Source organism: Microbispora sitophila, from assembly GCF_014892245.1.
In the GTDB taxonomy this organism is placed as follows: Bacteria; Actinomycetota; Actinomycetes; order Streptosporangiales; family Streptosporangiaceae; genus Microbispora; species Microbispora siamensis.
Genome location: NZ_JADBGC010000011.1, coordinates 228,192 through 252,918, shown reverse-complemented (window position 1 = coordinate 252,918; position 24,727 = coordinate 228,192). Strand labels below are relative to the sequence as shown.

Sequence of the window (24,727 nt, the reverse complement as noted above, 5' to 3'; positions counted from 1 at the left end):
CATGACCGTCGCCGCTTCAGGCCCGGTGTTCTCCCTGCGGGAAATCCCGTTCAGCTACCGCGGCTCATGGTTCGGCTTCTCGCCGGTGGTCGCCGAGAACACCTACGCCCGGGACGTGCATCTGGTCTCCCACCAGACCGGCATGCATCCGATCCTGCGGCTGGCGCCGTCCGCCGAGAGCGACGTCACCGCCACCCCCCACCGGCTCACCTGGAGCCGCGCCGGCGACCGGATCGACCTCGCCTACGAGAACGCCGACACGGTACGGCTGCGCGGCCGGGGCCTCGGGCTGAGCCTCCTGGCCGCCGACCCCGTCCTGACCCCGTTCAGCGGCCCGTACTTCTACCAGGACCCGGCGGACGGCTCGTTCGTCTTCACCGTCTACCAGACCGGGCGCCGCTATCGGGTCACGGTGCTCGCCGGGCAGGCCGAGGCGCGGGGCGTCCAGGCACTCGGCGCCGCCGAACGGGGCGTCGTCCTGAGCGGCGAGTGGGAGGTCGCCGTCGAGGAGTACGAGACCGCTCGCGCCCCTTACCCGGGCACGGACGCCTTCGAGCAGGTGGCCGAGGCGGCGCGGGCCCAGTTCGAGGCGTTCACCGCGGCGGTCGCGCCCTGGCGCAGCGACCGTACGCCCGCGGCCGAGCTGGCCGCCTACGTTCTGTGGTCGGCGACCGTACGCCCGGCCGGGTTCGTCACACGGCCCGCCGTGCTGATGTCCAAGCACTGGATGGACAAGGTGTGGAGCTGGGACCACTGCTTCAACGCCATCGCCCTCGCCGACGGCCTGCCCGGCCTGGCCTGGGACCAGTTCCGGCTGCCCTTCGACCACCAGGACGGCGCCGGTGCGCTGCCCGACTCCGTCACCCACTCCGAGATCCTCTACAACTTCGTCAAGCCGCCCATCCACGGCTGGGCCCTGCGCCGCCTTCCGCCGGCGGCCGAGCCGGAGGAGGTCTACCGGATGCTGGAACGCTGGACGACCTTCTGGCTCACGGCGCGGCGCGTCCCCGGCCGTGAGCTGCCGCACTACCAGCACGGCAACGACAGCGGCTGGGACAACGCCACCACCTTCGACCCCGAACGGGTCGTCGAGACCGCCGACCTGGCCGCCTTCCTCGTCCTGCAGATGCGCGAACTGTCCCGCCGGGCCCCGGACCCCGCCGCGGCGGCCCGCTGGTCCGGCGCCGCCGACCGGATGCGCGACGCGCTGCTCGCCGAGCTGTGGACGGGGGACCGGTTCGTCGCCCGCGGCGCGCACTCGGGGCGCACCTGGTCCAGCTCCAGCCTGCTCGACCTCATGCCCATCGTGCTCGGCGACGAGCTCCCCGGACCGGTGCACACGGCGCTCGCCGCACGCATCGCCTCGCATCTGACCGCCTTCGGACCCGCCACCGAGCACCCCGCGTCCGAGCACTACCAGGACGACGGCTACTGGCGGGGACCGATCTGGGCCCCCTCGACCCTCCTCATCGAGGACGGCCTGCGCCGCGCCGGCCACGTCGGGCTGGCCGACGAGATCAGCGCCCGCTTCCGGAGGCTCTGCGAGCGGTCCGGCTTCGCCGAGAACTTCGACGCGCGCACCGGCGAGGGGCTGCGCGACCGCGCCTACACCTGGACGGCCGGCGCCTACCTCATCCTCGCCGCCGCCCACGAACGGCGGACACGGACAGCGGAGACGGCAGCGTCAACACGAGCGCAGACGCGTGCATAGCCTGGCATAGCCGATCGCACGCCGCCACCGTGAACGAGTTCCGCCGATCCGGCCGTTCTCGCCCGGCCTGCCCGAGAGGATAGGTTGGCTCCCGATCATCGGGGCGAGTGGCCATGAGGAGGTGCGGGACGTGGTGCCGTCCACGCTCGGCGGTCGTTACGAGCTGCAGGAGCTGATCGGCCAGGGCGGGATGGGCGAGGTCTGGCGGGGCCGGGACCTGCGGGGCCACCGTCCCGTGGCGGTGAAGATCCTCGCGCCGCAGGTCGCCGGGGTCGCCTCGCGAGAGCGCTTCGCCCGCGAGGCCCGCGCCGCCGCTCGCGTCGTCCATCCGAACGTGGTGACGGTGCTCGACGTGGGCGAGCAGGACGCGCGGCCTTACCTGGTGATGGAGCTGCTCACCGGCCGCAGCCTGGCCGCGGAGCTGCTCGACCGGGGCCGGTACGGCGTGGCGGAGGCCTGCGACCTCATGAGCCAGGCCGCCGCGGGCCTGGACGCCGCGCACCGCGCAGGGGTCGTGCACCGGGACGTCAAACCCGCCAACCTGCACCTCACCGCGAGCGGCGTGCTCAAGGTGGTCGACTTCGGCGTCGCCCAGGTGGCGACCGAGGCGGCGCGGCTCACCATGGTGGGCACCGTCGTCGGCACCGCCGCCTACCTGGCTCCGGAGCAGATCGACGGCAGGGGCGGCGGGTCCGCCTGCGATCTCTACGCGCTGGGGTGCGTCTGCTACGAGCTGCTGTGCGGGCACCCGCCGTTCACCGGATCGGCCCCGGAGCTGGTGTATCAGCACATCCACCAGGCCCCGGTGCCGCCCAGCAGGCACCGCCCCGACATCCCCGCCGAGCTGGAGCGCCTGATCATGGCGTTGCTGGCCAAGGACCCGACCGCCCGGCCCGCCGACGCGGAGGTCGCGCGCCGGGTCTTGGCGGCCGTCGCCCTCTCCGCGGGGGAGCCCGCCCGGAAGGCCGGGACACCGGTGCCGCCCCCGCAGCAGGCGTCCTACCCGGGCGGCGCGCGTGCGGGCGACACGGCGCTGCTCGACGTCCCGCCGCCCGGCGTCCCGGCCGGCCGTACCGCGGGGATGTCGCCCGAGCGGCGCACGCTCATCCGGCTCGGTGCCGCGGTGGCGGGGCTCGCCGCGGTCACGATCGGGGTGGCGGCGCTGTCCGACGGCGGCGGGCAGGCGGAACCCGCGGTCGCGGCCCAGTCGCCGTCCGCCACCCGCGCCGCGACGTCGCCCACCCCGCCGAGGACGGTCTCGTCCAGTCCGACGCCCCGGCTGTCCAGGACACCGTTCCCCAGCGCGTCCCTCGGCGCGTCCCCGAAGCCGTCTCCTACGCCGTCCACGCGCCGCGTCTACCGGAACTACCAGGAGTGGCTGGCCGCTTTCGATCGCGCCGTGCAGGAGCAGGAGAGCCGGGGAGGCATCGAGCCGAAGCTGGCCCGCGATGCCCACGAGGCGATCAGGAAGACGGCCAGGGACATGTTCAGGGGCCGAGACGGGGACAAGGGCGACAAAGCCGCGCGGCGCGTCCGCGACCTGCTCATCAAGCTCCAGAGGGCGCACCAGACCGGCAGGCTCGCCGACGGCCCGCTGGTCGACTTCCTGAACGCCACCGGCCTCAGCGCGCGGGAGGACGACGACTGAGGTCCTCGACCGGCCCGATGTCGCGGGTCCACGAGCCGAGCACGAGCAGGGTCTTGGTGCCGGTCACGTCGCCGGCGCGGCGCAGCCGGTCGATGACCTGCTGGAGGTGGCCGAGGTCGCGGACGCGGACGTGGATGAGCGCGTCCGGGTCGCCGGCGATGGTGAACACCTCCTGCACCTCCGGCACGTCCGTGGCGGTGCGGACGATCTTGCCGACCGGGGTCGTGCCGGGATAGCGCAGTTCGGTGAACGCCTCGATGCCCCAGCCGAGCTTGGCGTAGTCGATCCGGACCGTGAAGCCCGTGATGACGCCGATCTCGCGCAGGCGGTCGACCCGCCGCTTCACCGCGGCCACCGACAGGCCGATCTCGGCGGCCATCTCGGAGAAGGTCCTGCGCCCGTCCTCGCGCAGCAGGCGCAGCAGCCGGTGGTCGATGTCGTCGATCTCCGCCATGACATGCTCCCTCTCCAAGCGGCGCCCGGCGCAAAGAACAGTAGCGCCCAGGGCGGACTTCTCCATCTTTTTGCGTCTTGTCGACCGTTTCTCGCGCGATGCTTGCGCGTGTGCCCTGGACGTTGGTGTGCTGTGGGTCACCCCCCCGACCTCAGGAGGTTCGCACGTGTCCACGCCTCCCGTCTCGCTCGACGACAAGTACGCGGCCGAGCACGGCACCGTGCTGATCTCGGGCGTCCAGGCCCTCGTCCGGCTGACCCTGGAGCAGCGCCGCCTCGACGCCGCGCGCGGCCTGGACACGCGGGTCTTCGTCTCCGGATATCCCGGCTCGCCGCTGGGCGGCGTCGACCTGGAGATGGCGAGGGCCGCGCGGTTCCTGAAGGAGGCCGGCGTGGTGGCCAGGCCCGGCCTCAACGAGGAGCTCGCGGCCACGGCCGTCGCGGGCACCCAGCTTCTCGCCCAGGTCCCAGGCCGCCGGCACGAGGGGGTGACCGGTTTCTGGTACGGCAAGAACCCGGGCCTCGACCGCGCCGCCGACGCGATCCGGCACGGCAACCTCGCCGGCACCGCGCCGCTCGGCGGGGCGGTGGCCTGGATCGGCGACGACCCGGGCAGCAAGTCGTCGACCGTGCCCAGCTCCTGCGAGCCGATGTGCCAGAGCCTGTCGATGCCGCTGCTCGCCCCCGGCTCCGTGGCGGAGGTCGTCGAGCTCGGGCTGCACGCGGTGGCGCTGTCGCGGGCCACCGGCCTGTGGGCAGGCCTGAAGATCGTCGCCGACGTCGCCGACGCATCCGCCACCGTCGACCTCGGCCCGCTGCGCGAGAACATCCGGTCTCGCATCCCGGTGCCGGATCGCGCCGGCCGCGGGGCGCCGCCCACCCTGGTCGGCCCTGCTTCGCTGGAGGCCGAGCACGACATGCTCACCCGCAGGCTCGGCCTGGCCCGCGAGTACGCCCGCGCGAACGGCCTCAACCGGGTCATCCACGACGCGCCGCGGGCCACGACGGGCGTGCTCGCCTCGGGCACCTCCTACGCCGTGGTCCTGCGCGCCCTGGCCGACCTCGGCCTGGACGAGTCCGCGATGGACCACCTCGGCCTGCGGCTCATCCGGCTCGCCATGCCGTTCCCGCTCGCGTACGACGACCTCGCCGCCATGACCGCCGGGCTCGACCGGGTGCTCGTGGTCGAGGACAAGGTGCCGTTCCTGGAGGGGCACCTCAAGCAGGCGTTGTACGACACCGGGCAGCGCCCGGACGTCATCGGCCGGGAACTGCTCACGGCACGCGGCACGCTCGGCGCCGAGGACGTGGCCGGGGCCCTCGCCACCTGCCTGGGCCCGGACCGCCTTCCCCGGCAGGCGGCCATCCTGTCGCCTGCCCCGTCCTCCGGCCGGGCCCGCCGCATGCTTCCGCTGGTCGCCGCCCGCACGCCGTACTTCTGCTCGGGCTGCCCGCACAACGCCTCGACGCGCGCCTCGGACGACATGTTGGTGGGCGCGGGCATCGGCTGCCATGCCATGATCGCCTTGGACGGGAACGGACGCGGCAGGCAGGTCGGCATGACGCAGATGGGGGGCGAGGGCGCGCAGTGGTTCGGCCTGGCCCCCTTCACCTCCGACCGCCATTTCACCCAGAACCTCGGCGACGGCACCTTCCACCACTCCGGCTCGCTGGCCGTGCGCGCCGCCGTCGCGGCCGGCGTCTCGATGACGTACAAGCTGCTCTACAACGACGCCGTGGCGATGACCGGCGGGCAGCGCGCCGAGGGCCGCCTCGACGTCCCGGCGCTGACGCGGTGGCTGGCGGTCGAGGGGGTGCGCCGGGTCGTGGTCACCACGCCGGAGCCGGAGACCTACCGCGGCGTCCGGCTGGCGCCGATCGCGTCCGTACGGCACCGCGACGACCTCCCGGCCGTGGAGAAGGAACTCGCCGCGATCGACGGGGTGACCGTGCTGATCCACGACGACCGCTGCGCGGCCGAGGAGCGACGGCTGCGCAAGCGCGGCAAGCTGCCGGCGGCGCCGGCCAGGGTGGTGGTCAACGAGCGCGTGTGCGAGGGCTGCGGCGACTGCGGGGACGTGTCCACCTGCCTGTCCGTGCAGCCCGTGGAGACCGAGTTCGGCCGCAAGACCCGCATCCACCAGGCGTCGTGCAACTCCGACCTGAGCTGCCTCAAGGGCGACTGCCCGTCGTTCCTGCTCGTCGAGCCTCGCCCGCAGACCCCGCGTACGGTGCCCGAGCCGCCGGTGGCGCTGACCGAGCCCGTGGCGCGGTTCCCGGAGCGCTCGGTGCTGCTGCGGATGCCCGGCATCGGCGGCACCGGGGTGGTGACCGTCTCGCAGATCCTGCAGATGGCCGCCCACCTCGACGGCCTGCACGCCGCCGGCCTGGACCAGACCGGGCTGGCGCAGAAGGGCGGTCCCGTCGTCAGCGACGTGCGGATCTCCCCGCAGCCGATCACCGGCTCGGTGCGCGCCGCCCGCGGCACCGCCGACGTCCTCGTCGGCTTCGACGTGCTCGGCGCCGCCGCGGACGACACCCTCGCCGTCGCCTCGCCCGGGCGTACGGTCGCCGTCGTGAACACCGCGATCGTGCCGACGGCCGCCATGGTCACCGGCCGTGCCGCGCTCCCCGGACCTGAGGACGCGGTCGCCCGCATCGCGTCGGCCACCCTGCCCGAGGCCGGCCTCCACCTGGACGCCGGCGCGCTGTCCGAGGCGCTGTTCGGCGACCACATGCCCGCCAACCTCGTGCTCGTCGGCGCGGCCTACCAGCACGGCTGCATCCCGATCTCGGCGGACGCGATCGAGCGGGCCATCCGGCTCAATGGGGCGGCCGTGGAGCAGAACCTGGCGGCCTTCCGCTGGGGGCGGGCGGCCGTGATCGACCGCGAGGCCGTGTTCCGGGCCGCGATCCCGCAGTCAGTGATCGCGCCGCCGCCCCCGATGCCGGTCGACCCCGGCGCGGGCGGCGAGCTGGAGGAGACGCTGGCCGTCCGCGTCGCCGACCTGACCGGCTACCAGAACGCGGCCTACGCGCGCTCGTACGCCCGGGACGTGCGCCGGGTGGCCACGCTGGCCACCGAACGGGCGGGGGAGGAGGCCGGCGTGCGCATCGGGCTCGCGTACGCCCGGGGGCTGCACAAGCTCATGGCGTACAAGGACGAGTACGAGGTCGCCCGGCTGCACCTCGACCCGGTGGAGCGGGCCCGGCGTGAGCGGGAGTTCGGCCCCGGCGCCGCCGTGTCGGTGCTGCTGCACCCGCCGCTGCTGCGGGCGATGGGCCTGAAGCGCAAGATCAGGCTGCACCGGTCCGCCGGCGTCGTGTTCCGTGGGCTGCGGGCCGCCCGCGTGCTGCGCGGCACCGCGTTCGACGTGTTCGGGCACGCCGCCGTCCGCCGCGTGGAGCGTACGCTGGTCGTGGAGTACCGCGAGCTGGTGAGTCGCGCGCTCGGCCGGCTCACCCCGGCGACCGCCGCGGCCGTCGCCGAGATCGCCGCCCTGCCGGACCTGATCCGGGGGTACGAGGACATCAAGCTCGCCCGTGTCGCGGAGTTCCGTGACCGCGCCGCCACCCTTCTCGCCGAGCTGAACGAGCCCGTCCTCCAGGAGTCACCGTGACCGTCGACCGTCTGCTGCCCGGCCCGGACGCCCGGGACCTCATCGAGCTGACCCGTGAGATCGCCGACAAGGAACTCGCCCGCCGCGTCGACGAGCACGAGCGCGCGGAGACCTACCCCGAGGGGCTGTTCGCCACGCTCGGCGCCGCCGGGCTGCTCGGCCTGCCCTACCCGGAGGAGTACGGCGGGGGCGGCCAGCCGTACGAGGTGTATCTCCAGGTGCTCGAGGAGCTGGCCGCGCGGTGGGCCGCCGTCGCGGTCGCGGTCAGCGTGCACACGCTGTCGTGCCTGCCCCTGGCCGTGTACGGCACGCCGGAGCAGCGGGAGCGCTGGCTGCCGGAGATGCTGGCCGGGCGGCTGATCGGCGGTTACAGCCTGTCGGAGCCCCAGGCCGGGTCGGACGCCGCGGCGCTGACCTGCAAGGCCGAGAAGACCGAGGGCGGCTACCGGATCACCGGCACCAAGGCGTGGATCACCCACGGCGGCCGGGCGGACTTCTACGCGCTGTTCGCCCGCACGGACTCCGGCCCGCGCGGCGTCTCCTGCTTCCTCGCCCCGGGCGCCGCCGAGGGCCTGACCTTCGGCCGCCCCGAGGAGAAGATGGGCCTGCACGCCATCCCCACCACGACGGCCCACTGGGACGGCGTGCTGATCGACGCCGACCGTCTCATCGGCGCCGAGGGCCAGGGTCTGCCCATCGCCTTCGGCGCGCTCGACTCCGGCAGGCTGGGCATCGCCGCCTGCGCCGTCGGCCTCGCCCAGGCCGCGCTCGACGAGGCCGTCGCGTACGCCAAGGAGCGCGAGGCGTTCGGCAAGAAGATCATCGACCATCAGGGGCTCGGCTTCCTGCTCGCCGACATGGCCGCGGGCGTGGACTGCGCCCGGGCGACGTACCTCGACGCGGCCCGCCGCCGCGACGCCGGCCTGCCGTACGGCAGGCAGGCCAGCGTCGCCAAACTGGTCGCGACCGACACCGCGATGCGGGTCACCACCGACGCGGTCCAGGTCTTCGGCGGGTACGGCTACACGCGCGAGTTCCGCGTCGAGCGTTACATGCGCGAGGCCAAGATCATGCAGATCTTCGAGGGCACCAACCAGATCCAGCGCCTCGTCATCAGCCGCCACCTCGCCCGCTGAAGTCGTCCGAGGCATATGGGGCCGTGGCGATGTGCCACGGCCCCCCCGGGCGATAGGTTCGCGTGCATGCCGGATCATGAGGTCTCCCCGCAGCGCGTGTCCCAATTCGTTCTCGGCCGGGAGATGAGCATGCGCGTCCGTGAATGGGCGAAGGCCGAGGGGTGGCCCGTCAGCATGCGGGGCCGTATCTCCTCGGATGTGGTCGACGCCTTCTTCGCGGCCCATCCCGCCGCCCTCGCCGACGCGGACCGGATCGAGACGGTGCGCGCCGCCGTCCGCGAACCGGGTGACGGGCGCGCGGCCCCGGACGACTACGCGTGGCAGGACGACGACTCCCAGCCGCTGGGCCCCATCTACACGCTGACCTTCGTCGAGCACCCCGACAAGCGTGAGGTCCTGCGCCGGTTCGGGGTCGCGCCCCAGGACGTCGGGCCGCTCACCGACGAGGACGTGTACGAGCGCTTCGACGCCACCGGCGGCCGCTGCGACCTGGTCATGGTGATCGGGCTCGGAGACTGGACCGTCGCGGTGGAGAAGTATGGCTGGCAGGGGGCGCGTCCCGAGGTGCTCCGCGAGCTGGCGCGGGACGGCGGGCGAGCCGTGGTGGTGAGCCGACACGACTACGCGCACGACCACTTCGCCTACGCCGCGGACGGGCAGGTCCTCACCGCCTTCGATCCGGCCTTCCCCTGCCGGCGCCACGGCGCCGCCCCCGGCTGTCTGGACGGGTATCTGCGTGAGCTCGGCATCGACCCGGAGGCCGAGGACCACATCGGCAATCGCATACCCGCCGCCCTGGCGCTGGCGTCGAGGATCTCCGGTGTCCTGCTCACTCCCGGCCACCTCGAGGAACCGCTCCTCGGCGGGCGCATCACCCTTCCGGAGCAATCCGGGTGACCTTCCGGGCAGGATGAGCGGCGTGTGGGAAGCCCCGCACCCCCGTCGGTGTTCTTACCGATCGCAGCGTACTGTTAAGTGCGTTTTATCCGCTTAATCCTGTTTTGGGGGAATTGTGGCGAAGCCGGTTCTGCAGATCGTCATCGCGAGCACGCGTCCGGGCCGGACGGGGCTGCCGGTCGCGGAGTGGTTCCACGAGCGCGCGGTGGCCCAGGACGCCTTCGAGGTCGAGCTCGTCGACCTCGCCGAGGTGAACCTGCCGTTCATGGACGAGCCGAACCACCCCCGGCTCCGGCAGTACGTCAACCAGCACACCAAGGAGTGGAGCGCGACCATCGAGCGCGGCGACGCGTTCGTGTTCGTCACGCCGGAATACAACTACGGCTTCAACGCCGTGCTGAAGAACGCCATCGACTACCTGCACCATGAGTGGCAGTACAAGCCGGTCGGCTTCGTCAGCTACGGCGGCGTCTCCGCGGGCACGCGGGCGGTGCAGATGCTCAAGCAGGTCGTCACCACGCTGAAGATGGTGCCGGTCTTCGAGGCGGTCTCCATCCCCTTCGTCGCCCAGCTCCTCGACGAGGAGGGCCGGCTGCAGCCCAACGACGTGATGAACACGGCGGCGGACACGATGGTGGCCGAACTGGCCCGGCTCGCCACCGCGCTGCGGCACCTGCGCCCCGCCGCCTGACCCTCAGGGGAGCAGCGCGCCGGTCTCCGGATCCCGCTCGGTTAGGCAGTAGACCCCGCCGGCCGGGTCGCGCATGACGATCCAGCGCCGCCCCCGCGCAACGAACACCGCGCCGTGCCGCTCGTGCAGCAACCGAGCGGCCTCGGCGTCGGCGCAGGCCAGGTCGATATGGGCCGACCGGCCTGGACCCTCGCCGAGCCGCTGCAGGAGGACCCGCACCGGCATCCCCGGCATCGCCAGCACCGTGAACTCGGGCAGCGACCCCCGGCGCGGGGGCCACCCGATCAGCGCCGCCCAGAACGCGACCTCCTCCTCGTACGCGCCGGGCGCGATGTCGAGGCAGACCTGGTCGAGGCGGGTGCCGCCGAACACGGGCGGCCGCCGCGCCGCCCCCTCCCAGGACACCCTCTCCTCGGGTGCCCTCTCCTCTGGTGCCCTCTCCGAGGGCACCAGGCAGAACGCCCTGCCCTCCGGGGAGCGCAGCACGGCCCAGTCCCCGTGATCGGCGGCGACGTCGGCGCCGAGCGCCACCGCTCCGGCCACGGCGGCCCTGACGTCGTCCACCTCCAGATCGAGATGGGCGCCGCCCCCGCCGCCCACCGCCTGGAGCTTCACGCAGGCGTCGCCGGACTCGGGCAGCAGCGTGGCGAACTCCCCGTCGTCGCCCCGGCGGGGGGACAGGCGCGTGCCGGTGACGGCGGTCCAGAACGCCGCGGCCTCCTCGAACCGTTCGCGTGGCCGGTCCACGAAGGCCAGCACCCGTCGCAACGCCATCAGGAAGCCTCCTCGAACAGCGGGAGCAACGCGATCTCCAGGTCCGCCGGGGCACGGTAGACGACCCCGGTCATGCCGAGCACCCTCGCCGCGTCGACGTTCTCGGCCCGGTCGTCGACGAACAGGCAGCGCTTCGGCGGCACGCCCGCGTGCCGGGCGGCGATCTCGAAGATCCTCGGGTCGGGCTTGGCCACGCCCACCTCGTAACTGCTCACGATGTGGTCGAAGGCGTCGTGAAGCTCCAGCTCGCGCAGGTGGACGGCCAGTTCCGACGTGGCGTTGCTGACGAGCACGACGGGGACGCGGGCGCGCGCCCGCGTGAGCAGCGCGAGCACCTCCTCGTCGGCCCAGGTGCGGGCGGCCACCCAGTCGGCGGTCAGCGCGCTCGCCCGCGCGGCCGAGCCCACCAGCCCGGCCAGGACGGGAACGGCCGAGGCCAGCCACTCCTCACGGGTCACCAGCCCGGTCAGAGCCGGGACCACCAGGGCCGACTCGCCGGTCACCCGGGCGACGGTCCCCGGTTCCACCCCGTACGCCCGCTCGATCTCCGCCTGCTGCTCGAGATCCTGAAATTTGAGGACGCCGTCGAAGTCGCACAGCACCGCGTCGAATGGTCTGATCGCCACGGTCCGAGCCTATGGTCAGGTGATGAGGCGGTGGCCGCCGGGACTGAGGGAGTTCATGAACAGCCGGTCGGCTCCGGGCAGGGAGGCCAGCCGCAGCAGCCAGTCGCGTGCGGTGATGCGCAGGCGGCTGGACGGCGCCATCCAGGGGAGGAAGCGGCGGCCGAACGACTGGACGTCGGCGACGACCGGCCGCATGCGTGCCGCGTACCGGTCGAGGGCGGGGGACAGGTCGCCGGAGGAGGTGGCCCGCAGTTCGTCGGCGAGCACCCACGCCGCGGCCACCGCGAGGGACGCGCCGTGTCCGGCGAACAGGGAGACCGCCTGGCAGGCGTCGCCGAGCAGGACCACGCGGCCGCTGTTCCATCGGTGGGCCTCGACCTGCGTCACCTGGTCGTAGTAGAGCTCCGGCGGGCGCGGGCACCTGGCGAGCACCTCGGGCAGGATCCAGCCGAGGTGCCCGTAGTGGCGGCGCAGCGAGGCGGCCGGATCGGCGGGAACGGCGGGGTCGGGCTCGTGGCGCAGGAACAGCAGGGCGAGCCGGTCCCCGCCCACCGCGTAGGCCCCGGCCATCAGACGCGGCACGGTCAGCATCCGGTAGCGCGGCCCGACCCGCCGGCTGAAGTCCTCGTCCTCGATCACGTACGCGGCCACGTGGTGGCCGAGATAGCGGACGAAGCGCCCCTCGGGACCGAAGATCAGCTCCCTGACCCGTGAGTGCACGCCGTCGGCGCCGACCAGCAGGTCCGCCTCGTGCCGGGTGCCGTCGGTCAGTTCGACCTCGACGCCCCCGTCGTCCTGCTTGACAGCCGTGACCGTCGTGCCGTACCGGACCGGCGCCCGCACCTGCTCGGCGAGCACGCGGGCGAGATCGCCCCGCAACAGGCTGACCACCTCGGCGAACCCCGCCTTGACGGCGAGACGGCTGGTCTGCCGTCCGGAGCCGTCGACATAGCCGATCTCCTGAACGGGGTGGCGGACCTCCTCCAGCCGGGGGCGCAGCCCCATCCGCCCGGCTGCCTCCAGCCCGGGGCCGTAAAAGTCGATCATGTATCCGCCCGTGCGGAACGCCGGGGCGCGCTCGACCAGTTCGACGTCCCAGCCGGCGCGTTCCAGGTGCCACGCCAGGGCAGTCCCGGCTATCCCGGCGCCGCAGACGATCGCTCTCATGTTCCTCCGCCCTCCTCGTGTCCGTCGGTACGCACCATCGCCCGCAGCGGCCCGGCCAGAGCGGTGAGGTCGAGGGCCGGGTCGAGCCCGCGGTGCAGCACCAGTCCGTCCACCGCCGCGACGAGGACCGCGGCGGTCGCCTCGGCGTCGCCGGGGTGGCCGGCGGAGTGGCCGCGCTCGCGCAGCCAGGCGGCGACGCGGGCGCGGGAGTCGGCGACGATCTCGTGCAGCCGGTCGCGGAGATCGGGCAGCCGGGCGGCCGCCAGGTACATCTCGACGATCAGCAGCGAGGCGGGGTCGGTTCCCGCGTATCGCGACAGCTCGCCCAGCAGCCACTCGACACCGGTCTCGGGGTCGGGCTGCTCCGCCAGCCGCCCGGTCAGCTCCTCCAGCATCGCGCGCGCGACCCCGGTGGAGGCCGCGATCAGCAGGTCGGGCAGCGATGCGAAGTGGTAGTGCACGACTCCGGGGGCGACCCCGGCCCGCTCGGCCACCATCCGCGTGCTGACGCCGCCCCAGCCGGCCTCGGCGATCAGGGCCGCCGCGGCGCCGAGCAGCCGTTGCCGTGTGGTCCTGCCCCGGTCCGCGGACGCCTCCGCCATCTCCCACGTGCTCCGTTCAGCTCTCGTACGATCGCCTTGGTCACCTGACTTGGACGACCGACTTGGACGAGTGCCCAAAACCATATCACCAGCATGAGGCCGCCGTCGCGGGGGATGGGCGGATACATGGGAGACCCGGCCGCCGAGGGGAGTGACCGATCATGATGCCGAGGGCTCCGGCCGGCGGCGTGGCGCCGTGATCGTCACGGTGGTTCTCGGCCTCGCGGCCGCGGCCCTCCTCGGCCTGGGCTGGGTCGCCCAGCAGCACGTCGCGTACACCGAACCGCTGGGCGAGATGCTCCACGTGCGCCTGCTGCTCGACCTGGCGCGCAAGCCGGTGTGGCTGGCCGGGATCGCCACGATGGTCGGCGGGCAGGTCCTCGGCGCGCTGGCCCTGCGGCGTGCCGACGTGGCCTCCGTGGAGCCGCTCCTGGCGACCAACCTCATCTTCGCCCTCGCCGCGGCGGCCCTGTTCTACCAGGAGCGCCTGGGCGCGGCGGAGTGGCTGGGCGCGGTGCTGGTCAGCGGTGGCGTCGCCGCCTTCCTCCTCGCCGGGCGTCCCCACGGGGGCGGGATGCCGGCGTCGGGCTCCGTGGTGTGGATCGCCGTGCTGGCCGTGGCCGGGGTGGCCGCGGGTATGGTCGCGGTGGCGCTGCGATCGCCCCTGCAGACCAAGGCGATGCTGCTCGCCGCGGCGGCGGGGGCGTTGTACGGCCTCCAGGACGCGCTGACCCGCGGGTCCCTGCTGATCCTGGCAGGGGGACCGGTGGCGCTGTTCACCTCGTGGGAGCCCTACCTGCTGCCCGTGATCGCGGCGACCGGCATCCTGCTCAACCAGAGCGCGTTCGACGCCGCGCCGCTGCGGATCTCGCTGCCCGCCACCACCGCGACCGAGCCGATCATCGGGATCGTCCTGGGAGTCGTGATCTTCGGCGAGCGGCTGCGTGTCGATCCCCCGGCTCTCGCAGGAGAGGTCGGCGGCCTGGTGGCGCTCGTGGTGGGCATCGTCATCCTCGGCCGCTCGCCGTTCCTGGCCAAGTCGGAGCAGGGGCAGCAGGCCTCTCGCGACCGCGAGTGAATGAAACGTGCACGGTGCCCCCATCCTCCGGCGGGTGTGGGCGGGCGCTGCCTCCGCCCACGGCTCGGTCGTCGACCCGGCCTCCCGCAACTACGGCTGTTGGCTGCGCTGGGGCAGCGACTTCCAGAACCCGGCCACGCAGCCACTGGAGCGTGGCGACGGCAAGGCCCACGAGTGTGACGACGGCGGCACCGAGAGACTGCGCCGTGAGGGCGCCGCCCGCGACCCCAAGGCCGACGCCGCCGAGCGCGAGGAGCGCGAGCGAGACGACCCCCAGCCGGGAAAGAACGGGCGGCCGGGCGATCCGCCGGACGATCCTCCCGAGCCCCGTCACCGCCCGGAACAACGACTTGCCGACCAGCGTGAACCTGCGTAGAGCGCGCTTCACCGACGTCTCCTCGCCGTGATCCCTCAGAGCGGCGCCCCGACACCCAGCTCACGAGAATCCCAACGACGGGCACCGCCGCCGACTGCGGCCCCGTCTACCGGGGGTGCCACCGGAATACGGCAAAAACGGGCTCCGGGCTTGATCGCTGATCGTACGAGCAGTGCGTCGGCCAGATCCTCGCGGACGCGTAACCCACAGCACACGCCCCCGCCCGTGAGCGCATCACTCACCCGGCGGAGAAAGGCGCCCCGGGCAAGCGCCCGGGGCGTCAGGTTCCGACCTCCGGGAAGCCCAGCTCAGCCGACTGGACGTCGTCCACGGCGCCCAGCGGAGAGCGGACCTCGCGCGCTCACCGACGACGAGTAGGCCGGAGCGCGTGGCGACGCGGGCCGGGACCGGCCGGAGAGCCGATGCCCGGCCCGCTGGCCGGCGGAGCGCGACGGCGGCCGCCGTCCTCAGCGCCGCTGCAGCTTCGCGAGTAGCAGGTTCGAGTCGTTCCCGGCCAGGTTGGCGCCGTTGGTCACATAGGCCCGATTTCCTCGGACGGCGACGGCCGTGGTCCCCTGCATGCCGTCCTGGACGTCCAGCAGGGTTTCGTGGGTGCCGTCCGCGTCCACCCGCACGAGCTTGCTGCTCTGGTTGATCGCGGCGAGGATCTCGGTGCCCTGACCGGTGAAGTCGAAGTCGTCGATGCCCTCCAGCCCCGTGGCCCGGACTTCGGCGCGGCCGGAGCCGCCGCTCTTGGTCAGCGGGATGCGCACGATGGTGCCGTGGTCGGAGTTGCTCGCCCAGACGGCGTCGTCGTGGATCTTCATGCCGTTGGCGCCGAAGAAGCCACGGGGCGCCAGGACCGGGTCCGCCGACCACACGGAGGCCTCGCCGCCGCGCAGCGGGGCCTGCCAGATGCGCCCGCCGGCGGAGTCGGTGACCAGGAAGCGGTCCCGCTTGCCGTCGATGACCAGTGCGTTCGGCATGGTGTCGGCAGGCAGCGGCACGACGAGCCGGGGCTCACCGGAGCCTCGGACCTGCCAGATCCCGGTCAGCCCGCCCTGCCCGGAGGAGTAGAGGAAGTACACGGCGCCGCTGTGCGACCGGGCGACCCCGGTGACCACGGGGTCCCCGATGACCGGGGTGGTGCCGCCGCCACCCGGAGGTAGCGGCATGGTGACGAGTGCCTGGACGGCCCCATCCTGCGCGACCCGCACCACCTGTCGGCCTGGGATCATGCCGATGACCGCGCCGCCGCCGGGCTCCGGGGCGATGCTCTCGGCGGCCTGGCCCGCGGCCCGGTCGAAGTGGGCGAGGACGCGCACGTCGCCCAGGCGGGTGCCGGCAGCGTGGCCGGGGTGCGTCGCGGTGGTGGCCAAGGCCGCGGTCGGGGCCGGGGTCGCGAGGGCCGCAGGGGCCGCGGCGATCGCGGTACCCGCGGTGAGCAGGGCGGCGAGGCCGAGCGTGGCGGCGCGGCGCCGGAGATCGGTGGGTCGGTGGAGGGACATGGTTGTCCTTTCGGTTGTGCGGGATGGGGAGGGTCTCGCGCTCGGCGTGCTGCGCAACCGGCGATCGTGTCGGTGGAACGCCGACTCAGGGATGCAGCCGATGATCGTGGCGTCCAGCACGGAAAGCTGGGCGGGTGGGACGGCGGACACGGTTCGGTCGTCACCTCTCCGACCGAAGACTGTATCGCTCAGTACAGAAAGGTCTGCCACAGACTGTATCAGCAAGTACAGAACGTCTGTACTATGAGATACAGAACGGGGAGGAGGCTCCATGGGACACACACCGACCACCGCGCGGGGTCGCGCGACCCGAGAGCGCATCCTCGATGCGGCAGCAGACCTCATCCAGCGGCACGGCGTCGCGGCGGTGACGCTGGACGATGTCGAACGCGCCGCGGGGGTCGGCCGTAGCCAGCTCTACCACTACTTCGACGACCGGGACGATCTCATCCGCTCCGTGGTTCATGCCACCGTGGACAGGGTGTTGGCCGCGCAGGAACCACTGCTCCTGGAGGTCGACTCGCTGGCCGGCATCGACCGCTGGTTCGATGCGATCGTGGCCAACGGGACGCGGCAGGACGCGGTGGGCGGCTGCGCGATCGGTTCGTTGGCCAGCCAGCTCAGCGGCCAGGACGACCTCACCCGGCAGGCGTTCGTGGATGCCTTCGCGCGCTGGGAGGCCCCCCTCATCGCGGGCCTGCGACGGATGCAGGAGTCGGGCGAGCTGCGCCCGGACGTGGACGTGACGGAGCTGGCCGACCTCACCATGGCCGCGATCCAGGGCGGCCTCCTGCTGGCCCAGATCCGCCGTACACCGGACCAGCTCCGTCACGCCCTGCGCGGCGCGCGAGCGGCGTTGAAGGACGCGCTCACCCCCCAGCCCTGAACGCGGTCCACCTGCCGCTCAGCGCGGGCGACCCACCACGCCGACTACGTGACGGCTGGGGACACCTTCGGGAGCGGAGGGCCGTGATGAGGGGGAGCGCCGTCGATGTCCTGGGCCACCGTCACCGGGCGCGCCCACCGATCGTCTGAACGGGACCGGCCCCGGAGCTTCGCGCTCCGGGGGCCGGGGTGGAATAGTCCGCGAATAATGCGACCGCGTTCTTAACCGCCGAGCAGCGCCGGGTCCTCGATCGGGTCCTCCTGGGCGAGCTGGCCGAGGACCCGGCGCACTGAACCGGCGACGAACAGCCCGTGGCGCCCGTACTGCCTGATGAGCAGCAGCGAGGTGCTCGCGAGGACGAGGACGGCGCCGAGGAACCACCTTCACCCGCGACGTCTGGTTCGCCGGGGCGACCTTCACCGGCAACACCTGGTTCGACCGGGCGGCCTTCACCGGCAACGTCTGGTTCGGCGAGGCGACGGGCTGGAGACGGCGGAACTGGGCGGCGTACAGGTGGCGCCGGCCGCGAACGCGAATCGAGTGTGGCCTTCCGCCTGGCGGACGGAGGGGGCGCGAATGGATGGCAGACGCTGCGCCTGGCCAGCGCCCCGGAGGAGGCCGAGGCGGTGGAGGGCGGAGCTCCCCCGCAGGCGGGGGTGATTAAGGCCCCGCTACGCACGCGATGCAACACCGCCTACTAGGGCTAGGCGGGCGGCCGTTCGACGTTGAGTTCGACGCTGGTCGCGGTCAGGTGCCCTTGCACGGCGACGACGCGGTGTCGACCAGTTGTTCCCGGCCATAGCGGGGTGGCTTCCCAGACGTCGCGGTATGGTTCCTGAGTCGCGGTTCCGAGGCTGATTCCACCGGGTTCGTCGACGAAGAGGTCGACCGAACCCGGCCGAAACCGGAACCCGCGGACATGGAAGCGATGGTGCGCGGTGATCCGGGCGCCGTCGTTGAGCGGTATGCCGTCCTCCGTGGTGATGAACACCTCCGGCGGCGGCACGAAGCCTTCCCCCAGGACTGTCAGCGGGAACGCCGCGGACGCTACGACCTGTCCTCTTAGGACGGCCTGGACCATGTACTCACCGGGCCGTTGGCCGGTCGGGATGGTCAGGTATCCGCCGATCGTGCCGTTCCTGGCGGTGGTGACGCGGGCGAGCACCGTGCCGTCGTCCAGAACGATGTCAACAATGCCCATCGGGCCGGTCGACAGGGTGAGCCAGGGCCCCCAATCGGTGGCCACCATGGGCGCGTCGTAGTCACGGACCCGGAAGGCGTAAGCGGAGTTGGGTTGGAGGCCGGTCGGCGTGAAAGTGTTGCGGCCGTCCCACTGACCGAGCCGCTCCGATCGTTTCCACGGCGACCAGTTCCGTGTCCGCGGGCCGCCATTGCAGCTCGCTACGGGTAACGGTCCCGGACGTGGTGTCCTGCCAGGCAACACTCAACTGGTCGCCGGGCAGGGGAAACCCCGAGCCGGTGAATTCCAGTCTGTCCCCGGGTCGCGCCTGGGTGGCGGGGACGCCCAAGTGCGCGTCGGGCGCGAACACCGCCGTGATCCCGTTGGGGTCGTAGAGGGTGGGACCCGGGTCGAACGGGTGGGTCACCACCAGAGCCAGGCTGGCTGAGCCGTCGGGGTCGGTCAGTATCCGCGCCTCCTGAGTGAGGAAGCCATACCGTGCCGCCGCGCCGACCGTGGTGGCGATGTGACCGATGCCCGGCAGCGAATCGATCGGGATCGGGATGATCGACTCACCTGGCGGAACGAACGGCGCACCCGTGATCTGCCCTACGAGCTCTATCAGCGCCAGGCTCACGGCACCGAACACGTCGGTGCCACCCAGCGTCACGTTGAGAGTCCGGAAGCTGCCCAGAACCAGGGTGGGGCGAAGTACCGAACGGGGTAGGCCGAGAGAAAGAGCGATTTCCGCATCGAAGTTCAGCTTGAACTCGGACGTGATTCCCAGCAACCCAGGCCTCTTCCAGGTGACCCGGACACCGCCCAGAAAGTAGTTGAGGTTGACCTGCTGAGCCTCGACGTCGGGCATGGCCTCAGCGAACGCCGTCGACAGGTTGTCACCGATCTCGACCCGAAGAACACCGCGATCGGGAAGCGAGACATCGATGTCGTGCGCCTCCGACTCGGCGCTGACCACAGCCTCCCGGATCATGCGAACAGCGTCCGCGCGCTGGGCGACCCACGCCTCGTAGACGAACGAGTCCAGCGGCTCGGTGAGCACCCGCTCCAGCAACGCCGCGGACTCATCCTCCATCTGGGACTTGATTACCGCACGAAGCACCGCCCCCGAAAAGCCGCCAAGATCACGCGGCGTCGGCGGCGGAGTACCGCCCACCGCCACGTAAGCCATCTGCACCCGCAGCGGAGTTCCAGAGATCGTCGTAGCTGTGCTGGTGAAGCTCATGCCCACCCCGCGCATTCCGATCGGATGCGACTCGACACAATAACTTGACCACGACTCGTATCACTGGCACCTCATCGTAACGCCGCACATCGGCGCCGGAAAGACGACGGCGGGCCAAGCTGTCCACATGGGCTATCCGTTATCACATGTCTACGAGAGGAGCGCGTCTCATTCGTCGTAGCGACAAGGTGTCACCGCCGCGTCCCGTGGACCAAGACCGCCGAACAGATCCGATTGATGCCGTAGTTCCGCATTACCGCCACTGGCCGTTCTGATGCGGGTGGCACCGGGCGGGCAGGCATTCTGTCCCACCGCCTGCGCACACCGGGATCCTAGAAGTGGTGACTCATGCCCCTCCGTTCATCGGCGACGTCGTTTTCGGCGACACGTGAGAACTGGCCTCCAGATGACGAGCGGGGCAGGCGTCTCACATCGTCACGGTGACCGTTGGCTGGGGCGTCACCGTTGTCGTTGTGCGCCAGGTGAGGCGGTTGTAGGAGGGGGTGTCGGTCCACGGCGCGTCGTCGGGCAGCCGGTAGCGCCGGGTGCGGTAGCGGCGATACAGCCGGCGGCCGCTGAGCCGGGGGAGCGTCGTCACGGCGCTACCGCCGCCGCTCCAGTCCAGTTCAGCAGCGCCTGCTGCTCGGCCTCGATCGGCCCTGCCCAGGCGAGGTGCCCGTCCGGCCGGACGAGTAGCGCCTCGGCCTCCTCCAGTTCGGGCGAGGGCTGCCAGGCCGTGGCGGTGACCGTCTCCACGCGGTCGTCCCGGCCGGACGCGCCAGCCTGCTTCCCCGTACGGACGAGCAGGAACCGCCCGTCGTGCAGCAATTGGTACAGGCGCTCGACCCCGGGCCGCTCCGCGACGCTGATCGGCAGGTCGGGTACCCGGGCCCCGGCCGGGGAGTCGTCGCCGTAGTGGGTGCCGATCGCCGAGACCGACGCGGCCAGGTTGCGGTTGACCTCCCCGATGCGGAGGAGGCCGTCGAGCATGCCGCGCAGCGCCATGACCGGCCGGTGGTACTGCGGCACCAGCGTCAGTTCCATCAGCAGCGTCTGCACCTCGGTGTTGGCGGTGACGGCCGCGCCGACCGGCCGGCGCTCGGCGTCGTAGGAGTCCAACAGCCCTTCCGGGGCCCAGCCTTTGACCTGGGCGGCGAGCTTCCAGCCCAGGTTCATGGCGTCCTGCAGACCGGTGTTGAGGCCCTGTCCCGCCGCCGGGAAGTGGATGTGGGCCGCGTCGCCCGCCACCAGGAGCCAGCCCTGCCGGTACCGCCTGGCCAGGCGGGTCGCGTTGCCGAACCGCGACAACCAGTGCGGCTCGGCGACGTTGAAGTCCGTGCCGGCGATGTTCGTCAGAGCTTGCCGGAACTCCTCGTACGTCAGGGGCCGGTCAGACGGCACCCGCATGCGTTCGGGATCGATGACCACGAACCGGGTCAGCCCGCCCTCCAGCGGCACGGCCAGCACGCCGTGGGCCTCGGCCGAGTGCGCGGCGTCCGGACCTGTGACGGCGAAGTCGCCGAGCATACCGGTCAGCGTCTCGTCGGTGCCGTCGAAGGGGATGCCCGCCGCCTGCCGGACGATACTGCGTCCACCGTCGCAGCCCACGACGTACGAGGCGCGTAGCGTCTCTCCTCGGGCTGTTTCGACGACGACGCTGTCCGGCTCCTGCCGCACGGCGGTGACCTGACAGCCGCGGACGATCTCGGCGCCCAGCGCGCGGGCGCGGGCGTCGAGTAGTTCCTCGGTACGGGCCTGCTCCAGGAACAGGGTGTAGCCGTGCCGGGTGTCCAGGTCGGTGAAGTCGAGGCGGGTGTTCAGGCCCGCGAAGTGCCACCCGGGCAGAGTGTGACCGCGGGCCAGGAAGCGGTCGGCGATGCCGCGCAGGTCCATCACCTCGATGCTGCGCGGGTGCAGCGTGAGCGCCCGCGACTGGCTGGTGGGCGCGTCGTTTCGTTCGAGTACGCGGACCCCCACGCCCGCCAGGGCCAGCTCCGCGGCCAGCAGCAGCCCGGTGGGGCCGGCTCCCACCACGATCACGTCGGTGTGCACGGTTTGCGTCCCTCCTATTAAATGAACATCGTTCATAAAATCGAGGTCACTAGTATCACTGGGCATGGGACCCACGTCAACCTCCCCGTCCGCCCAGCGCTCCCGAGGCCGCCCCCGCAAGGTGGCCGTGCCGGAGGCGGTCGCCACCGCCCTGCGCCTGGTGGACGAGGACGGGCTCGACTCGCTGACCATGCGCCGCCTGGCGGCGGCCCTCGACGTCCAGGTGGGCACGCTCTACCGGCACTTCGCCACCAAGCAGACGCTGCTCGCCGCCATGGCCGAGGAGATGCTCGCGGGTTGCGCCGGCCCGCTGCCCGACGGGCTCACCTGGCGCGAACAGATCACCGAACTGGCCGGGCGGCTGCGTATGGCGTTGCTGCGTCACCGCGACGGCGCACGTGTCTACGCGGGCACCCACTCCGTCGGCCCCAACACGCTGAGCTACACCGACACCCTCGTGGGCGTGCTGCGTGAGACATGCCTGAGCCCTGAGGCGGCCACCCGTACGGCACTCACAATCGTCCACTTCATCGTCGGCCACACGCTGGAGGAACAGGCCGCCCAGGCTCTCGCCGAGTCCGAGTTGCCCGCCGCGCTGACCCTGCTGCACGCGGCCCTCGACCCGGGTACCTACCCCAACCTGGCAGCCGCCGAGGCCACGCTGACCAGCACCGACTTCGTCGGCCACTTCGCCCACGGTCTGAACTTGATCATCAAGGGACTGGCCGGTGAGTGATGCCGCTCGATGAACCGGCCCTGCCCTGGATCGGCAGCGTTACCTTCTCCTTCAGCAGGTGTCCCACCAGCTGCGAGGTCAGATCAGAGGCCGCCTTGCGCGCCGTGCCGACCATCTTGGCCAAGATGAGCACGCCGGGCCGGATCACCTTGGCCGCGATCAGATGATCACGCGCCAGATTGAACAGCAGCGTCGACGAGTCGTGTTCCATGGCCCGGTCCAGCAGGAACTGCGAGAACCCCAGGGCGGTACCGGCGGGTGCGGTTGCGTTCGTCGCCGAGCAGCTCGGTGTGGATGCGGCCCGTTTCGCCGAGTATGGGCAGCGGCAGCAGACGGAGTACGAGCACGCGTGGGAGATCCGCGAGCTGCTGGGCTAACGCGACTTCGCCGAGGCGGAGGACGATATACGGCGGTTCGTCGCGGCCCGGGTGTGGTCGACGACGGAGGGCCCGCGGGCGTTGTTCGACCGGGCCCGGGTCCACATGCTCAAGGAGCGGGTGCTGTTGCCGGGAATCACGGTGCTGACCCGGCTGGTCGGGGAGGTACGGCGGCAGGAGAACGTACGGCTGTACCGGATGCTGGCCGAGCGGACCGGGCCCGAGCTCGCCCGGGAGCTGGCCGGCGTGCTGCAGGTGCCCGAAGGGCGTCGGGTCTCGGAGCTGGAACGGCTGCGGACCTCGCCGCGCAAGGCATCGAGCCGGGTGCTGCTGGAGGAACTGCGGCGGGTCGCCGAGATCGCCGAGCCGGGGACCGGGCAGGTGGACGTGGAGCCGGCGCCAGCGGTGAAGCTCGCGGCGCTGGCGCGGTATGGGATGGCGTCCAAGGCGCCCACGCTGCGGGATCTGGGCGATGACCGGCAGGCGGCCACGTTGCAACGTTGCGGCGCTGACCCGGGCCCGGCTGCAGCAGGTCGACCAGGGCTACCTGCGGGCGGAGACCATCGCGGCGGCCAACGCCCGCCTCCTCGCCGCCCAGGCCGACATCGGTCTGGTCGCCGCGTGGGGCGGCGGGCAGATCGCCTTGGCCGACGGGCTGCGGTTCGTGGTCCCGGTCGCCAACCTGCACACCGGCCACAACCCGATCCACTTCGGCCGCCAGCGCGGCGCGACCTGGCTGAACGTTGTCAACGACCAGGTGATGGGCATCGGCGGCCTAGTCGTCCTCGGCACGCTGCGCGACTCGCTGTTCATCCTGGACGCCATCCACACCCTCGACGGCGGCCCGCGCCCGGAGACGGTCATCACCGACACCGCCTCGTACAGCGACATCGTCTTCGGGCTGTTTGCGATCTGCGGGTACCAGTTCTCCCCGCGGATCGCCGACCTGGCGACACCCGGCTGTGGCGCACCAACACCCGCGCGACCTACGGCCCGCTGGACCACACGTGCCGCCACACCATCCGTCTGGACAAGATTCGCGCGCACTGGGCGACATGCTCCGCGTGGCCGGCTCGCTGACCACCGGCGCCGTACGGGCTTACGACCTGATTCGGATGCTGTCGACCGGTCTGCGAGCCGCAGCCCGAACCGGCCGCCGGTGAGCTGTTCCCGGACGGCTTCCAGGGCCTGTCGACCAATCCCAACTTCCTCTTCTTTGTCGTCGAGGTACCGCCGTCGGCTACCGGCTCGGGCAGCTGGTCCCGTACTTCGCGGGTGGTTGGTTCGGCTGATGTTGCCCTAGGGTGCTAGTTGCGCGTGCGCAACGCCTGTGAGAGCGCGTCGACGGTTACGCCCACAATGGCCAGGAGTTGCGCCTTGCTCGCCCCAGCTCTGCTCATGACGGCGAGAGACTGGTTCACGGCCGCCACGTGTTCAGCGAAGGCCTCGGCGTCATGGTCGGTCAATCGGCCGGCCTTCAGTGCGGCGCGTAGACGCAAGCGCTGGAAACCCAGCGCCTCCTTCGCGTGTGCCGCGACGCTCGGGCTCAGCACCGGGATTGCCATGGCCGATTGGGCAACCAGGCATCCATCCGGCAGTTCGGGGTCGGCGATGCGTTCGAGGGTGACGTCGAAGAAGGCACGAACGGCTGTAAGGGGCTCCGAGGCTGCACACGACAGGGCGGCGTCGTACTTTTCGCCGTAGCGCGCGGCATAGCGATCCAAGCAGCGGAGGAAGAGCGTGTCCTTGTCGCCGAGCGAGGAGTAGATGGAGCTGCGGTTCAGGCCGGTTGCCCGGGACAGATCGTCCATCGACGTGTCGGCGTAGCCGGCGCGCCAGAACTGGATCATCGCGGCGTCAAGTGCCGTGTCCATGTCGAATTGCTTCTTGCCTGCCACGTGGCACTTCCTTGCCGGTGTGTCGTTGTCTCGGGCTGCGCTGCGCACCATCCTATCTTGGACCGATC

22 protein-coding genes and 4 pseudogenes are annotated in these 24,727 nt (G+C 71.9%); 13 read left to right on the top strand and 13 right to left on the bottom strand.

All coding sequences use genetic code 11. The annotated features are described in order from the left end of the window. Position 1: 1 nt before the first annotated feature. The gene (locus IL992_RS22030) at positions 2 to 1,711 is read left to right on the top strand and encodes an amylo-alpha-1,6-glucosidase (RefSeq protein WP_193205246.1); all 1,710 of its coding nucleotides are present in this window, start codon (positions 2 to 4) and stop codon (positions 1,709 to 1,711) included. Positions 1,712 to 1,832: 121 nt separating this feature from the next. Next, positions 1,833 to 3,359 (top strand): serine/threonine-protein kinase, encoded by a 1,527-nt coding sequence (locus IL992_RS22025; protein WP_193205245.1) that lies wholly within the window; start codon positions 1,833 to 1,835, stop codon positions 3,357 to 3,359. Here the strand turns inward: IL992_RS22025 and IL992_RS22020 are convergent. Then, complete coding sequence (locus IL992_RS22020; protein ID WP_193205244.1) at positions 3,334 to 3,813, bottom strand: Lrp/AsnC family transcriptional regulator; 480 nt, start codon at positions 3,811 to 3,813, stop codon at positions 3,334 to 3,336. The genes IL992_RS22025 and IL992_RS22020 overlap by 26 nt on opposite strands. A gap of 166 nt (positions 3,814 to 3,979) precedes the next feature. Between IL992_RS22020 and IL992_RS22015 the strand changes: the two genes are divergently transcribed. From IL992_RS22015 to IL992_RS22000, 4 genes are all read left to right on the top strand, one after another. After that, positions 3,980 to 7,432, top strand: coding sequence for an indolepyruvate ferredoxin oxidoreductase family protein (locus IL992_RS22015; RefSeq protein WP_319018720.1), 3,453 nt, complete (start codon positions 3,980 to 3,982; stop codon positions 7,430 to 7,432). After that, positions 7,429 to 8,568, top strand: a complete 1,140-nt coding sequence (locus IL992_RS22010) for an acyl-CoA dehydrogenase family protein (RefSeq protein ID WP_193205242.1) — start codon at positions 7,429 to 7,431, stop codon at positions 8,566 to 8,568. The genes IL992_RS22015 and IL992_RS22010 overlap by 4 nt, the downstream gene beginning before the upstream one ends. A gap of 66 nt (positions 8,569 to 8,634) precedes the next feature. Then, entirely contained in the window at positions 8,635 to 9,465 is an 831-nt protein-coding gene (locus tag IL992_RS46390; protein WP_226873514.1) for a DUF6461 domain-containing protein, read from the top strand. Between the two features lie 115 nt (positions 9,466 to 9,580). Beyond that, a complete protein-coding gene (locus tag IL992_RS22000) occupies positions 9,581 to 10,156 on the top strand; it encodes an NADPH-dependent FMN reductase (RefSeq protein WP_193205241.1) in 576 nt (191 codons plus the stop codon). Between the two features lie 3 nt (positions 10,157 to 10,159). Here IL992_RS22000 and IL992_RS21995 read toward each other — a convergent pair whose 3' ends face one another. From IL992_RS21995 to IL992_RS21980, 4 genes are read right to left on the bottom strand one after another with little or no spacing between them, the layout of a single operon-like run. Beyond that, complete coding sequence (locus IL992_RS21995) at positions 10,160 to 10,930, bottom strand: VOC family protein (RefSeq protein ID WP_193205240.1); 771 nt, start codon at positions 10,928 to 10,930, stop codon at positions 10,160 to 10,162. Continuing rightward, on the bottom strand, positions 10,930 to 11,556 hold the full coding sequence (locus tag IL992_RS21990; protein WP_193205239.1) for an HAD-IA family hydrolase: 627 nt from the start codon (positions 11,554 to 11,556) through the stop codon (positions 10,930 to 10,932). Before IL992_RS21990 ends, IL992_RS21995 begins: the two co-directional genes overlap by 1 nt. Before the next feature lie 15 nt (positions 11,557 to 11,571). Beyond that, positions 11,572 to 12,723: an FAD-dependent oxidoreductase gene (locus IL992_RS21985; RefSeq protein WP_193205238.1), complete on the bottom strand. Its 1,152-nt coding sequence runs from the start codon at positions 12,721 to 12,723 to the stop codon at positions 11,572 to 11,574. Further along, on the bottom strand, positions 12,720 to 13,325 hold the full coding sequence (locus tag IL992_RS21980; protein WP_193205237.1) for a TetR/AcrR family transcriptional regulator: 606 nt from the start codon (positions 13,323 to 13,325) through the stop codon (positions 12,720 to 12,722). The genes IL992_RS21985 and IL992_RS21980 overlap by 4 nt, the downstream gene beginning before the upstream one ends. A gap of 151 nt (positions 13,326 to 13,476) precedes the next feature. Here IL992_RS21980 and IL992_RS21975 point away from each other — a divergent pair, with 151 nt between their 5' ends. Continuing rightward, positions 13,477 to 14,403, top strand: a complete 927-nt coding sequence (locus tag IL992_RS21975) for a DMT family transporter (RefSeq protein WP_319018719.1) — start codon at positions 13,477 to 13,479, stop codon at positions 14,401 to 14,403. 40 nt (positions 14,404 to 14,443) lie between these two features. Further along, positions 14,444 to 14,536: pseudogene (locus tag IL992_RS46385) on the top strand (cellulose-binding protein); the annotation flags it as partial. 710 nt (positions 14,537 to 15,246) lie between these two features. On the opposite strand, the gene IL992_RS21965 reads toward IL992_RS46385, so the two are convergent. Beyond that, a complete protein-coding gene (locus tag IL992_RS21965; protein ID WP_193205236.1) occupies positions 15,247 to 16,287 on the bottom strand; it encodes a hypothetical protein in 1,041 nt (346 codons plus the stop codon). Positions 16,288 to 16,558: 271 nt separating this feature from the next. Between IL992_RS21965 and IL992_RS21960 the strand changes: the two genes are divergently transcribed. Beyond that, complete coding sequence (locus IL992_RS21960) at positions 16,559 to 17,173, top strand: TetR/AcrR family transcriptional regulator (RefSeq protein ID WP_193205235.1); 615 nt, start codon at positions 16,559 to 16,561, stop codon at positions 17,171 to 17,173. Between the two features lie 385 nt (positions 17,174 to 17,558). After that, positions 17,559 to 17,837: pseudogene (locus IL992_RS48955) on the top strand (hypothetical protein); the annotation flags it as partial. A gap of 39 nt (positions 17,838 to 17,876) precedes the next feature. Here IL992_RS48955 and IL992_RS21950 read toward each other — a convergent pair. From IL992_RS21950 to IL992_RS21935, 4 genes are all read right to left on the bottom strand, one after another. Then, positions 17,877 to 18,422 carry a hypothetical protein gene (locus tag IL992_RS21950; RefSeq protein ID WP_193205234.1) on the bottom strand — a complete coding sequence of 182 codons (546 nt, stop codon included), beginning with the start codon at positions 18,420 to 18,422 and terminating at the stop codon, positions 17,877 to 17,879. A gap of 13 nt (positions 18,423 to 18,435) precedes the next feature. Next, positions 18,436 to 19,596, bottom strand: a complete 1,161-nt coding sequence (locus tag IL992_RS21945; protein WP_193205233.1) for a hypothetical protein — start codon at positions 19,594 to 19,596, stop codon at positions 18,436 to 18,438. 427 nt (positions 19,597 to 20,023) lie between these two features. Next, a complete protein-coding gene (locus IL992_RS21940; RefSeq protein WP_193205232.1) occupies positions 20,024 to 20,194 on the bottom strand; it encodes a hypothetical protein in 171 nt (56 codons plus the stop codon). After that, positions 20,191 to 21,648, bottom strand: a complete 1,458-nt coding sequence (locus tag IL992_RS21935) for an FAD-dependent monooxygenase (protein WP_193205231.1) — start codon at positions 21,646 to 21,648, stop codon at positions 20,191 to 20,193. The genes IL992_RS21940 and IL992_RS21935 overlap by 4 nt, the downstream gene beginning before the upstream one ends. Positions 21,649 to 21,712: 64 nt before the next feature. Here IL992_RS21935 and IL992_RS21930 point away from each other — a divergent pair, with 64 nt between their 5' ends. Beyond that, complete coding sequence (locus tag IL992_RS21930; protein WP_193205230.1) at positions 21,713 to 22,384, top strand: TetR/AcrR family transcriptional regulator; 672 nt, start codon at positions 21,713 to 21,715, stop codon at positions 22,382 to 22,384. On the opposite strand, the gene IL992_RS21925 is transcribed toward IL992_RS21930, so the two are convergent. Further along, positions 22,362 to 22,595 (bottom strand): DUF4158 domain-containing protein, encoded by a 234-nt coding sequence (locus IL992_RS21925; RefSeq protein ID WP_193205229.1) that lies wholly within the window; start codon positions 22,593 to 22,595, stop codon positions 22,362 to 22,364. The two genes, IL992_RS21930 and IL992_RS21925, sit on opposite strands and share 23 nt — an antisense overlap. Here IL992_RS21925 and IL992_RS46380 point away from each other — a divergent pair. Continuing rightward, positions 22,594 to 22,869: pseudogene (locus tag IL992_RS46380) on the top strand (DUF4158 domain-containing protein); the annotation flags it as partial. The gene IL992_RS21925 and the pseudogene IL992_RS46380 sit on opposite strands and share 2 nt — an antisense overlap. Here IL992_RS46380 and IL992_RS47725 read toward each other — a convergent pair. Beyond that, the gene (locus IL992_RS47725) at positions 22,758 to 23,207 is read right to left on the bottom strand and encodes a hypothetical protein (protein ID WP_264295065.1); all 450 of its coding nucleotides are present in this window, start codon (positions 23,205 to 23,207) and stop codon (positions 22,758 to 22,760) included. The pseudogene IL992_RS46380 and the gene IL992_RS47725 sit on opposite strands and share 112 nt — an antisense overlap. Positions 23,208 to 23,266: 59 nt before the next feature. On the opposite strand from IL992_RS47725, the pseudogene IL992_RS21910 reads away from it, so the two are divergent. After that, a pseudogene (locus IL992_RS21910) lies at positions 23,267 to 23,885 on the top strand (Tn3 family transposase); the annotation flags it as partial. Positions 23,886 to 24,068: 183 nt separating this feature from the next. On the opposite strand, the gene IL992_RS21905 reads toward IL992_RS21910, so the two are convergent. Further along, positions 24,069 to 24,659 carry a TetR/AcrR family transcriptional regulator gene (locus IL992_RS21905; RefSeq protein WP_193205226.1) on the bottom strand — a complete coding sequence of 197 codons (591 nt, stop codon included), beginning with the start codon at positions 24,657 to 24,659 and terminating at the stop codon, positions 24,069 to 24,071. Positions 24,660 to 24,727 lie beyond the last annotated feature (68 nt).

Excerpts from the sequence above, each read along its gene's own strand:
- IL992_RS22030 (WP_193205246.1), top strand. The coding sequence starts at position 2 with ATGACCGTCGCCGCTTCAGGCCCGGTGTTCTCCCTGCGGGAAATCCCG.
- IL992_RS22020 (WP_193205244.1), bottom strand. The coding sequence starts at position 3,813 with ATGGCGGAGATCGACGACATCGACCACCGGCTGCTGCGCCTGCTGCGC.
- IL992_RS46390 (WP_226873514.1), top strand. The coding sequence starts at position 8,635 with ATGCCGGATCATGAGGTCTCCCCGCAGCGCGTGTCCCAATTCGTTCTC.
- IL992_RS21995 (WP_193205240.1), bottom strand. The coding sequence starts at position 10,930 with ATGGCGTTGCGACGGGTGCTGGCCTTCGTGGACCGGCCACGCGAACGG.
- IL992_RS21985 (WP_193205238.1), bottom strand. The coding sequence starts at position 12,723 with ATGAGAGCGATCGTCTGCGGCGCCGGGATAGCCGGGACTGCCCTGGCG.
- IL992_RS21980 (WP_193205237.1), bottom strand. The coding sequence starts at position 13,325 with ATGGCGGAGGCGTCCGCGGACCGGGGCAGGACCACACGGCAACGGCTG.
- IL992_RS21965 (WP_193205236.1), bottom strand. The coding sequence starts at position 16,287 with ATGTCCCTCCACCGACCCACCGATCTCCGGCGCCGCGCCGCCACGCTC.
- IL992_RS21960 (WP_193205235.1), top strand. The coding sequence starts at position 16,559 with ATGGGACACACACCGACCACCGCGCGGGGTCGCGCGACCCGAGAGCGC.
- IL992_RS21950 (WP_193205234.1), bottom strand. The coding sequence starts at position 18,422 with ATGGTGGCCACCGATTGGGGGCCCTGGCTCACCCTGTCGACCGGCCCG.
- IL992_RS21945 (WP_193205233.1), bottom strand. The coding sequence starts at position 19,596 with ATGAGCTTCACCAGCACAGCTACGACGATCTCTGGAACTCCGCTGCGG.
- IL992_RS21930 (WP_193205230.1), top strand. The coding sequence starts at position 21,713 with ATGGGACCCACGTCAACCTCCCCGTCCGCCCAGCGCTCCCGAGGCCGC.
- IL992_RS21925 (WP_193205229.1), bottom strand. The coding sequence starts at position 22,595 with ATGGAACACGACTCGTCGACGCTGCTGTTCAATCTGGCGCGTGATCAT.